The 13,648-nt window shown below is 54.5% G+C and carries 16 protein-coding genes; 15 read left to right on the top strand and 1 reads right to left on the bottom strand.

Annotated elements, in window-relative coordinates:
* Positions 1-65 precede the first annotated feature (65 nt).
* Together fabF and WBK19_RS05155 are read left to right on the top strand one after the other, a co-directional pair.
* Complete coding sequence (gene fabF / locus WBK19_RS05160) at positions 66-1,301, top strand: beta-ketoacyl-ACP synthase II (RefSeq protein ID WP_511287583.1); 1,236 nt, start codon at positions 66-68, stop codon at positions 1,299-1,301.
* Between the two features lie 24 nt (positions 1,302-1,325).
* On the top strand, positions 1,326-1,763 hold the full coding sequence (locus tag WBK19_RS05155) for a hypothetical protein (protein WP_511287581.1): 438 nt from the start codon (positions 1,326-1,328) through the stop codon (positions 1,761-1,763).
* Here the strand turns inward: WBK19_RS05155 and nadB are convergent.
* Entirely contained in the window at positions 1,738-3,318 is a 1,581-nt protein-coding gene (gene nadB, locus WBK19_RS05150) for an L-aspartate oxidase (RefSeq protein WP_511287579.1), read from the bottom strand. The genes WBK19_RS05155 and nadB overlap by 26 nt on opposite strands.
* Before the next feature lie 170 nt (positions 3,319-3,488).
* Here nadB and rpoE point away from each other — a divergent pair, with 170 nt between their 5' ends.
* Genes rpoE through nagZ form a run of 13 tightly spaced genes read left to right on the top strand, consistent with a single transcriptional unit; the run spans position 3,489 to position 13,633 of the window.
* On the top strand, positions 3,489-4,088 hold the full coding sequence (gene rpoE / locus WBK19_RS05145; RefSeq protein WP_494649077.1) for an RNA polymerase sigma factor RpoE: 600 nt from the start codon (positions 3,489-3,491) through the stop codon (positions 4,086-4,088).
* 2 nt (positions 4,089-4,090) lie between these two features.
* A complete protein-coding gene (locus WBK19_RS05140; RefSeq protein WP_511287577.1) occupies positions 4,091-4,525 on the top strand; it encodes a SoxR reducing system RseC family protein in 435 nt (144 codons plus the stop codon).
* Between the two features lie 24 nt (positions 4,526-4,549).
* Entirely contained in the window at positions 4,550-5,971 is a 1,422-nt protein-coding gene (locus WBK19_RS05135) for a DegQ family serine endoprotease (protein WP_511287575.1), read from the top strand.
* Positions 5,961-6,206, top strand: coding sequence for a glutaredoxin family protein (locus WBK19_RS05130; RefSeq protein ID WP_511287573.1), 246 nt, complete (start codon positions 5,961-5,963; stop codon positions 6,204-6,206). The genes WBK19_RS05135 and WBK19_RS05130 overlap by 11 nt, the downstream gene beginning before the upstream one ends.
* A 59-nt stretch (positions 6,207-6,265) precedes the next feature.
* Positions 6,266-8,056 (top strand): translation elongation factor 4, encoded by a 1,791-nt coding sequence (gene lepA / locus WBK19_RS05125; protein ID WP_511287571.1) that lies wholly within the window; start codon positions 6,266-6,268, stop codon positions 8,054-8,056.
* Positions 8,057-8,064: 8 nt separating this feature from the next.
* The gene (lepB, locus tag WBK19_RS05120; RefSeq protein ID WP_511287569.1) at positions 8,065-8,853 is read left to right on the top strand and encodes a signal peptidase I; all 789 of its coding nucleotides are present in this window, start codon (positions 8,065-8,067) and stop codon (positions 8,851-8,853) included.
* Between the two features lie 6 nt (positions 8,854-8,859).
* On the top strand, positions 8,860-9,213 hold the full coding sequence (locus WBK19_RS05115; protein WP_511287567.1) for a DUF4845 domain-containing protein: 354 nt from the start codon (positions 8,860-8,862) through the stop codon (positions 9,211-9,213).
* 3 nt (positions 9,214-9,216) lie between these two features.
* The gene (rnc, locus tag WBK19_RS05110; protein WP_511287565.1) at positions 9,217-9,885 is read left to right on the top strand and encodes a ribonuclease III; all 669 of its coding nucleotides are present in this window, start codon (positions 9,217-9,219) and stop codon (positions 9,883-9,885) included.
* A complete protein-coding gene (gene era / locus WBK19_RS05105; protein WP_511287563.1) occupies positions 9,882-10,766 on the top strand; it encodes a GTPase Era in 885 nt (294 codons plus the stop codon). The genes rnc and era overlap by 4 nt, the downstream gene beginning before the upstream one ends.
* Positions 10,763-11,491 (top strand): DNA repair protein RecO, encoded by a 729-nt coding sequence (recO, locus tag WBK19_RS05100; RefSeq protein ID WP_511287562.1) that lies wholly within the window; start codon positions 10,763-10,765, stop codon positions 11,489-11,491. The genes era and recO overlap by 4 nt, the downstream gene beginning before the upstream one ends.
* Positions 11,488-12,243 (top strand): pyridoxine 5'-phosphate synthase, encoded by a 756-nt coding sequence (locus tag WBK19_RS05095; RefSeq protein WP_511287560.1) that lies wholly within the window; start codon positions 11,488-11,490, stop codon positions 12,241-12,243. Before recO ends, WBK19_RS05095 begins: the two co-directional genes overlap by 4 nt.
* Complete coding sequence (gene acpS, locus WBK19_RS05090; protein ID WP_511287558.1) at positions 12,240-12,617, top strand: holo-ACP synthase; 378 nt, start codon at positions 12,240-12,242, stop codon at positions 12,615-12,617. The genes WBK19_RS05095 and acpS overlap by 4 nt, the downstream gene beginning before the upstream one ends.
* On the top strand, positions 12,614-13,633 hold the full coding sequence (nagZ, locus tag WBK19_RS05085) for a beta-N-acetylhexosaminidase (protein ID WP_511287557.1): 1,020 nt from the start codon (positions 12,614-12,616) through the stop codon (positions 13,631-13,633). The genes acpS and nagZ overlap by 4 nt, the downstream gene beginning before the upstream one ends.
* Positions 13,634-13,648: the final 15 nt, after the last annotated feature.

Below are 13,648 nucleotides of genomic sequence, written 5' to 3'. Positions count from 1 at the left end.
CTCGTTGACTTAGGCAAGGCCGGCCCCCATGGCCGGCCTTGCTACTTTTGCTTTCGGAGTGCACCTTGGCACGTCGCAGAGTCGTAATTACCGGTCTGGGCATTGTTTGCCCAGTCGGAAACACCGTCGAAGAAGCCTGGCAGAATATTCTTGCTGGCAAATCCGGTATTGCCGCAGTCACCAAGTTCGACACCTCAACCTTTCCGGTCCAGTTCGCCGGTGAGGTCAAGAACTTTGACATTACCCAATATATTTCCGCCAAAGACGCACGCCGGATGGATGACTTCATTCATTTCGGCCTGGCCGCTGGCATTCAGGCAGTGCGAGACGCAGGACTGGATAAAGAAAACGTAGTTGATCTCGAACGCGTTGGCGTTGCCATTGGTTCTGGTATCGGTGGTCTGCCTCTAATTGAGGCGACCAAGGAAGAATACACCGCGGGCGGTGTACGCAAAGTTTCGCCATTCTTTGTGCCAGGTTCGATCATTAACATGATCTCGGGCAATTTATCGATCGAGTTTGGCTTCAAGGGACCGAATATCGCCCTGGTTTCAGCATGTACGACTGGTACGCACTCAATTGGCGATGCCGCACGCATCATCGAATACGGTGATGCTGATGTCATGGTTGCCGGTGGTGCCGAATCAACCGTATCTCCTTTGGGCATGGGCGGCTTCTGCGCCGCTCGTGCGCTATCGACACGGAACGACGATCCGACCACGGCCAGCCGGCCATGGGACAAAGATCGCGATGGATTTGTGCTGGGTGAGGGCGCTGGCGTCATGGTTCTGGAAGAGTACGAGCACGCCAAGGCCCGTGGCGCCAAGATTTATGCCGAACTGGTTGGTTACGGCATGAGTGCCGATGCCTATCACATCACAGCACCGAACATGGATGGTCCACGCCGTTCCATGGTCAATGCCCTCAAGAACGCCGGTATCGCGCCGTCCGACGTGCAGTACTTGAATGCCCACGGGACATCAACTCCGCTTGGCGACAAAAACGAGTCAGATGCCGTCAAGGCGGCTTTTGGCGACTATGCCTACAAGCTGGTCGTTAACTCAACCAAGTCGATGACCGGTCATCTGCTAGGTGGTGCCGGTGGTATCGAGTCATTGTTTACGGTCTTGGCTATTCACAACCAGATCTCGCCACCGACGATCAATATCTTCAATCAGGATCCGGAATGTGATCTTGATTACTGTGCCAATGTGGCACGGCCAATGAGTATTGAGTATGGGCTGAAGAACAACTTCGGCTTCGGCGGGACCAATGGATCGCTGGTTTTCAAGCGCATCTAAGTAATACAGGTAGGAAAACGAACGGTGCAGTTTCCGATCATCATCGGACTGCACCGTTCGCGTCTTCTGGATGCCATGCTTCTGACTGCTGTCATTTTGGCCAGTGCACCAATTCTGGGCTTACAGTGCTCCCCGTCAATACGTACGGGCTTGTTCTTTGCTGTCATGCTGCTGGCGATACAGGCATGGTACGCACTGACTCCGGCAATCAAGCAAATCCGGCTCGAAAGGAGCGGTGAGGTTTTCATTGCGCGAGTCGGTGAAAGTGATTTTATTCAGGCGATGCCCAAGCCTGGGGCGATCATTCACCCATGGCTGACTGTTATCCGTCTGCAAACAGCTGACGCTCGAACAGCAACGTTGATTGCCACGGTCGACCGGAAAAATAGTCAAAATTTAAGACGCTTGCGAATGTTTATGCGCTGGCAGGCGAGCTTCAGCGAGCCACACGACGACGCTTGAGCACGGTATTTTTTGCCTTGGCAGCCATTTCCGGAAAATCACGGGAGAAGTGCAGGCCCCGGCTCTCCTTGCGCTGCATGGCACAGCGAACGATAAGGTCTGCGGTGGCAACCAGATTGCGCAATTCAATCAGGTCGTGGCTGACCCTGAAATTGGCGTAGAACTCTTCAATCTCGCGTCTCAACAAGCCAATGCGGTGCTTGGCTCGCTTCAAACGCTTTGTCGTACGGACGATGCCGACGTAGTCCCACATGAAGCGACGAAGTTCGTCCCAATTGTGAGAGATGACAACTTCCTCGTCGGCATCGGTGACTCGGCTTTCATCCCACAACGGCAAAGACGGAAGTCTGGTGGCTTTGCTCGCCAGAATATCCTTGACCGCTGCTTCGGCAAAAACCAGACACTCGAGCAAGGAGTTTGAGGCAAGGCGATTGGCGCCATGAAGGCCAGTGCACGATGCCTCACCTGCGACATAAAGTCCGGCAACATCGGTCCGACCATGCAAGTCGCTAACAATGCCGCCGCAGGTGTAGTGTGCTGCAGGAACTACCGGAATAGGCTCCTGCGCAATATCGATGCCGAGTTCCTGGCAGCGGGCGTGAATATTGGGGAAGTGATTGCGAATGAAATCCTCTCCCTTGTGGGAAATATCGAGGAAAACGCAATCCAGGCCGCGCTTTTTCATTTCGAAGTCGATGGCGCGAGCCACAATGTCGCGAGGAGCCAGTTCGGCACGGTCATCGTGTTCCGGCATGAAGCGGGTGCCGTCTGGCAGGCGGAGCAGGCCGCCTTCGCCGCGAACTGCCTCCGAAATCAGGAAGGACTTGGCCTGTGGGTGATAAAGGCAGGTCGGATGGAACTGAATGAACTCCATGTTGGCAACCCGGCAACCAGCACGGTAGGCCATGGCAATGCCGTCACCGGTTGAGGTGTCCGGATTGGTTGTGTAGAGATATACTTTTCCTGCGCCGCCTGTCGCCAGCAGGGTGTTTGCGGCGCCGATGGTGACGACTTCGCCATCACGGTTGTTGAGGACATAAGCACCAAAGCAGCGCTTTTCGCCCGTGCCTAATTTGTCGCCTGTAATCAGGTCAATGGCGATATGGTCTTCCAGCACGGTAATGTTTTGGTTGGCACGAACTTTTTTGGTCAGAGTGTCCTGAACAGCCATCCCGGTTGCATCGGCGACGTGAATGACGCGACGGGCACTATGGCCGCCTTCACGTGTCAGGTGGTAGCCGGCATCATCCTTGGTGAATGGAACGCCTTGTTCGATAAGCCAATCAATAGCATGCCGGCCATTTTCTACGACAAAACGCGTCGCTTTTTCATCATTCAGCCAGGCGCCGGCGATCAACGTGTCCTGAATATGCGCTTCTATCGAATCACGACTGTCGAGGACGGCGGCAATACCCCCTTGGGCCCAGCCGGATGCTGAGTCTTCAAGGCTGCGTTTGCTGACCAGGACGACATTGCACTGAGAGGAGGCCAGTCGCAAAGCTGCCGATTGGCCGGCCAGTCCGCTACCAATGATGAGGACGTCAAATTTCTGCACGCTGTTCTCTGTAAGAGTTATTTTGCGTCAAATATAGCATGCAGAAAACGATTCATCCGGTTACAGATGGTCACAAATAGGGATAAATACCTATCGGCTTCGTGAAAATGGCTGCGCTATACTTGTGCCATAAAGAAAGCAACGACTAAACCCCAGGGAAAACGAGAGCCATGAGTGAGCGCGAGATCGATCAAATACTGGTCGAGCGGGCGCAAGGCGGAGATAAACACGCCTTCGACCAGTTGGTGAGCAAATACCAGCGCAAGCTTGGTCGATTGCTGTCGCGTTTTATTCGCGATCCGGCAGAAGTCGAAGATGTTTCCCAAGAGGCATTCATCAAAGCCTATCGCGCCCTGCCTTCGTTTAGAGGCGATAGTGCCTTCTATACTTGGCTATATCGCATCGGTATCAATACGGCCAAAAATTATCTTGTATCACAAGGCCGGCGAGCACCGACGACCACCGAATTTGACAATGACGAAGCTGAGACGTTCGAAGATGCATCGCAATTGCGCGACATCAATACCCCTGAAAGCCTGCTTCTCACCAAACAAATTGGTCAAACAATCAATGCAGCCATGGATGCGCTTCCGGAAGAGTTGCGGACAGCTATCGTATTGCGTGAAATTGACGGCATGTCTTATGAAGAAATCGCCGGCATCATGGATTGCCCCATTGGCACAGTTCGATCGCGGATATTTCGTGCCCGTGAAGCAGTGGCTGGAAAGTTACGCCCTTTGCTTGATACGGCCTCTGACAAGCGCTGGTAAGTATGAGTACTGATCAAACGACTATCCAAGCCATTATCCGTTCCCTGGATGGCAAGTGGGCACACGTCGAGGTAGCGCAGGGGGGTTGCGGACGATGCCATGAAAAAGGTGGGTGTGGCGGCCAGCATCTTACCCAGATGTTCTGCAGTGGTCCCAAAACCTATCGGGTCGAAAACACAATCGGTGCTGATGTTGGTGATCGGGTAATGATCGCAGTCGCGGTTGGCAGTGTGAGTCGTACTGCGAATTTGGCCTATATCTTGCCGTTGACCGCAACAATAGCCGGGGGGGCACTGGGTGCATTGTTCGGAAGCGACTTGAGTTCGATGGTTGGAGCTGGAGTTGGGCTGAGCGCTGCATTCCTTTATGTCATTGCCCGCTCGCATCGCAATACTGGAAATCTGACCGAACGCCCACATATCATTTCCCGTTCCTGATCGAATCCAGAGGTTATGTCGTCCATGAAGCGCCTGATTGCCTTTTTCTTCTTTTGGTTTATTGGTTCGTTTGCCGTTGCCCAGACACGTGGTCTGCCGGATTTTTCCGAACTGGCTGAAAAGCAGGGGCAGGCTGTCGTCAATATAAGTACAACCCATATCATGCGCGGGCAGTCGCAGGCGATGCCGTTCCCCTTCGACGAGAGCGATCCCGCATTCGAGTTTTTCAAGCGGTTTATCCCGCGGAATCCCGGCGGAGGAGTGCCGCGTGATTTCGAAAACAAGTCACTTGGTTCCGGCTTCATCGTTAGCGGTGACGGTTACATTTTGACCAACGCCCACGTAATTGACGGTGCAGACGAGGTGACGGTACGCCTGACTGACAAGCGGGAATTCAAGGCAAAGACGATCGGTGCTGACAAGCGGACAGATGTCGCTTTGCTAAAAATCAATGCAACTGGTCTCCCGGTCGTCAAGCTGGGTGATCCAGCACAACTGAAGGTTGGCGAATGGGTCGTCGCAATTGGGTCCCCTTTCGGTTTCGACAATTCGGTGACTGCTGGCATCGTGTCTGCAAAAGGGCGCTCTTTGCCGCAGGAAAACTATGTGCCATTTATTCAAACCGATGTTGCGATCAACCCTGGCAACTCGGGAGGCCCGCTGTTTAACATGCGAGGGGAAGTCGTAGGCATCAATTCGCAAATTTACAGTCGCAGCGGTGGCTACATGGGGGTTTCCTTTGCCATTCCCATCGATGTGGCCATGGAAGTCCAGAACCAGTTGCGTAGCTCGGGCAAGGTTAGTCGCGGTCGATTGGGTGTCGTGATTCAGGAGGTCAGCAAGGAGCTCGCCGAATCGCTGGGGCTGGGAAAACCGATAGGCGCGGTAGTTAACTCCGTAGAAAACAACGGCCCGGCTGAAAAAGCAGGTATTGAAGCCGGTGACGTAATCCTTAAGTTCGACGGAAAGACTATCAACAATTCTGCGGACCTTCCCCGCATGGTGGGTATCACTAAGCCGGGGACCCGTTCCACCGTTCAGGTCTGGCGCAAAGGGGCAACCCGTGAAATCAGCGTTGTCATCGGCGAGGTTCCCGATGACAAGCTCGCTAGCGCAAAACCGCAACGCAGTGCCAAGTCCGCGGAGCAACCGGCAAATCGCCTTGGTCTTGTGGTTAGCGAATTGACAGCTGATCAAAAGCGCGAATTGAAAATGAATTTCGGCTTGTTGATCGAAGATGTTCGCGGTACTGGCGCACGTTCGGATTTGCGTCCTGGTGACATCATCATTGCTGTTATCAGCAAGGGGGCGACGACCGAGGTCAAAACAGTTGATCAGTTCAACAAGCTTCTCGCCATGTTCGAGAAAGGCAGCAATGTCACATTGCTGATTCGGCGTGGTGAGATGCAGACTTTCATTACCATCAAGGGGTTGAATGGCAATTGAGTTAACCCTGATGAGTCGCGGTTATTGCCACCTCTGCCACGACATGGAGGTGGCGCTCAAGCCTATCGCTGAAGAATTCGGTGCCTCTATCACCGTGCTTGACGTTGATGCAGACCCAGTCCTAGAAGCAAGCTACGACGAGCTGGTGCCGGTACTGCTGCATGGCGACAAACAGCTTTGCCATTACTTTCTTGATGAAGCCAAAACCCGTGAATATTTGGCTGGAATCCGCTAAAATCGGGGGTCTTCTGAAAAGGGAAGGGCGCGGGACGGCGCCCTTTTTTACTGGCATCAATGGATCATATTAGAAACTTCTCGATCATCGCGCATATCGACCACGGCAAATCGACGTTGGCCGATCGCATCATTCACCTCTGCGGCGGTCTTTCTGACCGCGAGATGGAAGCTCAGGTGCTCGATTCAATGGATATCGAGCGTGAGCGCGGTATTACCATCAAGGCACAAACAGCATCGCTCCGCTATAAGGCACGCGATGGCAAGGTTTACAACCTGAACCTGATCGACACACCAGGGCACGTCGACTTTTCCTACGAAGTCTCACGCTCATTATCGGCCTGCGAAGGTGCTTTATTGGTGGTTGACGCCTCGCAGGGTGTCGAGGCACAGACTGTGGCCAACTGCTACACGGCTCTAGAATTGGATGTTGAGGTGGTGCCGGTCTTGAACAAGATCGATTTGCCATCCGCCGATCCGGAAAATGCACGGCAGGAAATCGAAGATGTCATCGGTATCGACGCATCCGAGGCTGTCCTCGCTTCTGCAAAGACAGGTCTTGGGGTCGAGGATATCCTGGAGGCCGTTGTCGCACGTATTCCTCCGCCCAAAGGTGACCCGGACGCGCCGCTCAAGGCATTGATCATTGACTCATGGTTCGACAACTATGTCGGCGTCGTCATGTTGGTGCGCGTGGTCGATGGCGTGTTGAAACCCAAGGACAAGTTGTTATTCATGGCCACCGGCGCGCAGCAGTTGTGCGAGCAGGTTGGCGTATTTGCTCCCAAGTCAGAGTCGCGTGATGCATTGCGCGCAGGTGAAGTTGGTTTCGTTATTTCTGGTATCAAGGAACTGCAGGCCGCCAAGGTAGGCGATACGATAACCAAGATGGACCGCAAGGCTGCCGAAGCGCTACCTGGCTTCAAGGAAATCAAGCCGCAGGTTTTCGCCGGTTTGTATCCAATTGAATCCAACCAGTACGACTCACTGCGTGAATCGCTCGAAAAACTCAAACTCAACGATGCCTCGCTGCACTACGAACCAGAAGTCTCCCAGGCACTTGGTTTTGGTTTTCGCTGTGGCTTCCTTGGCTTGCTTCACATGGAAATCGTTCAGGAACGTCTGGAGCGAGAGTTCGATCAGGATTTGATCACCACTGCTCCTACGGTGGTTTATCAGGTTGTTATGCGGGATGGCTCGATCGTCGAGGTTGAAAATCCGGCCAAGTTGCCAGATATCACCAAAACGGAAGAGGTGCGTGAGCCAATCATTACGGCCACCATTTTTGTGCCACAGGACTATCTGGGCAACGTTATAACTCTATGCAATCAAAAGCGTGGCAATCAGGTCGACATGCACTATCACGGGCGGCAGGTAAAGCTGGTCTATGAAATGCCGATGGCTGAAGTTGTGATGGACTTCTTCGACAAGTTAAAGTCTTGCTCGAAGGGCTATGCATCCCTTGACTACGATTTCAAGGAATACCGCGCCGCCGATGTTGTGAAGCTGGATATCCTGATCAATGGCGAAAAGGTGGATGCCTTGTCGCTCATCGTGCACCGTGCCAATGCGCAATATCGCGGTCGTGAATTGGCAAGCAAAATGCGCGAACTCATCCCTCGCCAAATGTACGACGTAGCCATTCAAGCTGCGATCGGCTCACACATTATTTCGCGCGAGAACGTCAAGGCGATGCGCAAGGACGTGCTCGCCAAGTGTTATGGCGGTGATATTTCCCGCAAGAAGAAGCTGCTGGAAAAGCAAAAAGCCGGCAAGAAGCGTATGAAGCAGGTCGGCAGCGTCGAAATTCCGCAGGAAGCGTTTCTAGCTGTGTTGCGCGTCGATAACTGAGAATAGCGATGAATTTTGCCCTGATTCTGTTTGTGCTGCTGGTCGTCACTGGCGTTCTGTACGCGGTGGATATCCTTAAATTCCGGAAGCTACGGGCCCAAAATGCCAAGGAGCCACTCTGGGTGGAATGGGGTGCCAGCTTCTTCCCTGTGATTCTGATCGTTTTCGTACTCCGATCATTTCTTTTCGAACCCTTCAAGATCCCGTCCGGATCGATGATTCCGACCCTGCTGGTTGGTGATTTTATCTTGGTGAACAAGTTTACTTACGGCATTCGTCTACCTGTAATCAACAAGAAAATTATCGACATGAACTCCCCGCAGCGGGGTGATGTCATGGTTTTTCGTTATCCGGAAGATCCATCGCTTGATTACATCAAGCGGGTTGTAGGTCTGCCTGGTGACACCATTACATACCAGAACAAGCGACTGACCATCAACGGGCAACCAGTTCCGACCCAAAAGGTCGGAGACTATCTGCATCCGGAGCGACTTTATTACTCAGAGCAATTCCTTGAGAAATTGGGAGAGGTCGAACATCGCGCTCTGAACGATGCTGATGCCCCGGCTTTTATTCCGGATGCAGCTCGCTTTCCGCACCGTGAAAATTGCACTTACAATGCTGCAGGCGTGAGTTGCAAGGTGCCGGCTGGCCACTATTTCATGATGGGCGACAACCGCGACAACAGCCGTGACAGCCGCGCATGGGGTTTCGTTCCAGAGGCAAACATCGTTGGCAAAGCGTTCTTTGTCTGGTTGAATTTCAGTGATTTCAGCCGGATTGGTTCATTCAGGTAAGGGGATATGATGAAATATCAACGCGGCATTGCCCTCTCCGGGCTGATGTTCTGGAGCATCGTTCTCATTCTGGTTGCTGTGCTGGGCATGAAAGTCACACCGACTTTCATTGAGTATCAGAAAATTGTTAAAGATATCAAGGCGACTGCCGCCAAAGCCGGACCTGACTCAACTGTCGCTGATATTCGCAAGTCGTTCGATAAGTTTGCGGAAGTGGACACACTCGATTTCAAGGCCAGCCAACTGGATATCACGAAGGAGAACGGCAAGGTTGTTATTTCCTTTGAGTACGAAAAACGCATTCCTCTCTTCTGGAACGTCAGCCTGCTGATCGACTACAAGGGGTCGACTGCGGGATAAGGCATGTCAGCGTTGTCTGTCGCTCATCAACTTGGCCACTCGTTTTCCGACCCGCTTCTCCTTCGGACCGCGCTGACCCATCGCAGCTTTGGGGTGCCAAACAACGAGCGCCTTGAGTTTCTCGGTGACGGCATTCTCGATTGCGCCATTGCAGCCGCACTGTTTCACCGTTTTCCGGACCTGCCAGAGGGCGATCTTTCCCGATTGCGAGCAAATCTGGTCAATCAGGATGCTTTGCACCAACTGGCTGTTGGCCTGAATATCAGCGATGCCCTGCGACTTGGTGAGGGCGAACTGAAAAGTGGAGGGGCGCTGCGCCCATCCATTCTTGCTGACGCACTGGAAGCTTTGTTCGGCGCCATTTATCTCGACGCTGGCTTCTTGGCGGCACAGGCTGTCATCGACAAGCTCTACGCGCCGTTGCTTGCCAAGCTGAAGCCCGGTGAGTTTCAAAAGGATGCCAAAACCCGTTTGCAGGAGTGGTTGCAGGGGCGCAAGAAGCCATTACCTCGCTATCAACTGCTCGAAGCCACTGGAGCAGCCCATGAGCAGCGCTTCGAAGTGGCCTGTGAAATCGAATCTCCTTCCATGCGAACGGTCGGCCACGGCTCAAGCCGACGTATCGCCGAGCAGGTTGCAGCCGACAAGGCTCTGAAAGAACTCAACGCATGAAAAAATTCCGTTCCGGATACATCGCCATCGTCGGTCGCCCCAATGTTGGAAAATCGACTTTGCTCAACAAGTTGATCGGCGAAAAAATCAGCATCGTCTCGCGCAAAGCACAGACCACGCGTCACCGGATTACCGGCATCCTGACCAAGGATGACGCTCAGTTCGTTTTTGTTGATACCCCGGGGTTTCAGACGAAATACTCGAATGCTCTGAACCGGGCGATGAATCGCGGCGTTACGCAAACGTTGAGCGATGTTGATGTCGTTATTTTCGTCGTTGAGGCTGGTCGTTATGATGCCAAGGACAAGGCTGTCGTTCGCCTGTTGCCCAAGGACCGGCCGGTCATCTTGGTTGTCAACAAGACCGATTTGCAGAAGGATCGGGCAGCCTTGCTGCCATTCCTGGCCGAGGTTGCTGCCGATCACGATTACGCCGCGGTCATCCCGGTCAGTGCTGCCAAGGGGCGGCAAACCGAGGACCTGCTGAATGAAGCCAAGAAACATCTGCCCAACGATGGATTGATGTTCCCGGAAGATGACCTGACCGATAAGAGCGAACGTTTTCTCGCTTCCGAATATATCCGCGAAAAGGTCTTCCGCCTGCTTGGTGACGAACTGCCGTATGCCACCGCAGTCGAAATTGAGCGATTTGAAACCGAAGGCGACTTGCGCCGGATTTTTGCTGCTATCGTTGTTGATCGTGAGGGGCACAAGGCCATCGTGATCGGCAAGGGTGGGGAACAGCTCAAGCGCATTGCCTCTGAGGCGCGGCAAGACATGGAACGCCTGTTCGGCGGCAAGGTTTATCTTGAAATCTGGGTCAAGGTAAAGTCGGGCTGGAACGATGACGAACGCCTGCTGAAGAGCCTCGGCTACGAATGAACCTGCGCAGCAAAGTCGACGGCCAGCCGGCTTACGTTCTGCACAGCTATCCCTTTCGGGAAACCAGCCTCATTGTTGAAGTATTTTCCCGCGATTTCGGGCGGATGGCCTTGCTGGCACGCGGCGCGCGCCGACCGCGTTCAGCGATCCGGGGGCTGCTCATGGCCTTTCAGCCCATTGAAATCGGCTGGGCCGGCAAGGGCGAAGTGCTGACCCTGATGAAAGCTGAATGGCTGGGCGGGCAGCCCTTGCTCTCCGGCGAGGCACTGTTCTGTGGCTATTACCTCAACGAACTGCTGATGCACCTGTTACCGCGCGAAGATGCGCATGAGCAGCTATTCGCCCACTACACCAAAATGCTGGGCCGACTGGCGGCCGATCCGTCGGGTAAAGTCCGCGAGGCAGACTTGCGCAGCTTCGAAAAAGCCCTCCTGCAGGAACTGGGCTATGGCCTGACGCTGAATCACGATAGCGCTGGCAACCCGATCCAGCCCGAAGCGTTTTACACTTACCGCATGGAACAAGGGCCGGTGCGCCTTGAACACGAAGAGGCAGCGTCCCAGATTGTTATTGGCAAGACCTTGCTCGATCTCGATGCCGAGGACTTTTCCGACTCGCGCTCGCGTTATGAAAGCAAGGCCTTGATGCGCACGCTGATGGCCTATTACCTGGCTGGCAAGGAACTGGAAACACGCAAGATATTCAAGGAGTTGCAAGAGCTATGATCGAACTTGGCGTCAATATCGACCACGTGGCGACCATTCGCCAGGCCCGCCGGACTTACGAGCCCGACCCGGTCTGGGGCGCCGCCGAAGCCCACCTCGGTGGGGCTGATGGCATTACCGTGCATTTACGGGAAGATCGCCGCCATATTCAGGATGCCGACGTCCGTCGTCTGCGTGAATCGACTCAAATCAAACTCAATCTCGAAATGGCGGCGACCGATGAAATGGTCGGCATCGCCTGTGCCCTGAAGCCCGAGATGGCCATGCTGGTTCCCGAAGGGCGGCATGAAGTGACGACCGAAGGCGGGCTCGACATCATTGCGCAGGAATCGCGCTTGAAGGATGTCATCTCGCGCCTGGCCGATGCCGGCATCGTGACCAGCGTATTCATCGATGCCGATATAGCCCAAATCGAAGCGGCTGCCCGGATTGGCGCCAGCGTCTGCGAAATCCACACCGGTCCCTACGCTCATGCCTTCTACGACAAGGGAAGAGACGCAGAAGCGCCCGCCGTGCTCGCCGAACTAGAAAAGGTTCGCGTCGCTGGGCAGGCTGTTCGCCAACTGGGCATGCGTTTCAATGCCGGGCATGCGCTGAATTATTACAATGTCCAGCAGATAGCCCGCTTGGCCGGCATACGCGAACTGCACATTGGCCACGCCATCATCAGTCGCGCCATTTTCGTCGGCCTGCGCGAGGCGGTCCGCGAAATGAAAGTCCTGATGCGCGAAGCAGCGAATTCGCCCGAATGATTTACGGGATCGGCACCGACATCATCGCCGTTGCCCGTCTGCGCGGCATGTGGGAACGGCATGGCGACAAGGCGCTGGGGAAACTGCTAGCGCCGCAGGAAATGGAAGATTTCGCCAAAGCGGCTGACAAAGGCCGCTTTCTCGCCAAGCGTTTTGCCGCCAAGGAAGCCTTCAGCAAGGCGCTGGGCACCGGTGTGCGCCCACCGGCCACGCTGACGGCGATTGCGGTCGGCCATGACGATCTTGGCAAGCCGGAACTGCACTTCCACGGTCAACTGGAAAAAATGCTCAAAAACAAAAACCTGATCGCTCATCTTTCGATCAGCGACGAAGCCGAATACGCGGTCGCCTACGTCATTCTGGAGCACGCATGATGCATTTGCCGCTTGGCCCGCTGATGATCGACATCGCCAGCACCGAACTGACCGACCTCGACCGCGAACGCCTCTGCCATCCGCTGGTTGGCGGCATCATCCTTTTTTCCCGGAACTATGCCGATCCGGAACAGTTGTCGGCCCTGACCGCAGCCATTCACGCCCTGCGCACACCGGCGCTGCTGATCGCCGTCGATCACGAAGGGGGCAGGGTACAGCGCTTCCGAGACGGTTTCACCCGTTTGCCGGCGATGGCCGCGCTGGGCAAGCTCTGGGATGACAATCCGGATACGGCGCTCGCCGCGGCATGCCAAGTCGGTTACGTGCTGGCAGCTGAACTGCGGGCCCGAGGCGTCGACTACTCCTTCACGCCAGTCCTCGACCTTGACTATGGCCCATCTCGAGTTATCGGCGACAGGGCCTTACATCGCCAGCCAACCGCCGTCATCGCATTGGCTGCCGCTCTTGGCGAAGGCCTGGGATTGGCCGGAATGGGAAGTTGCGGCAAACATTTTCCCGGGCATGGCTACGTGATTCCTGATTCGCATGTCGAACTGCCGGTCGATGATCGGGCGCTGGAAGTCATGCAGGAAGACATCCTTCCTTACCGGCAACTATCACTCGATGGCATCATGGCAGCCCATGTTATTTACAACTGTTTCGATTGCAATACAGCTGTATTTTCAAATAAATGGATAAGTTATTTGAGAAATGACATCAAGTTTAACGGGGTGGTTTTTACCGATGATTTGTCGATGGCCGGCGCCGGCGTGGTCGGTGGCATGCTGAGTCGTGTTGAGACAGCCTACAACGCCGGCTGCGACATGTTGCTGGTGTGCAATGCGCCGGATGTCGTCGGCGATGTGCTCCAAAACTGGAAACCGGAAATCGATCCGCTGCGCGGACGGCGGGTCGAGGCATTAATTCCCCAATCTTCCGCCAAGGACTGGGAATCGTTGCAATCAGATAGCTTATATATCGCCGCCCAGCAGACCATCGCAAAACTGATGGCCTGAAATGCATTCGGGCAG

Origin of the sequence: Azonexus sp. (assembly GCF_049652925.1) — a bacterium.
Lineage (GTDB): Bacteria > Pseudomonadota > Gammaproteobacteria > Burkholderiales > Rhodocyclaceae > Azonexus.
The sequence above is the reverse complement of the archived record's forward strand: the minus strand, read 5'-3'. Positions and strand labels throughout refer to the sequence as shown.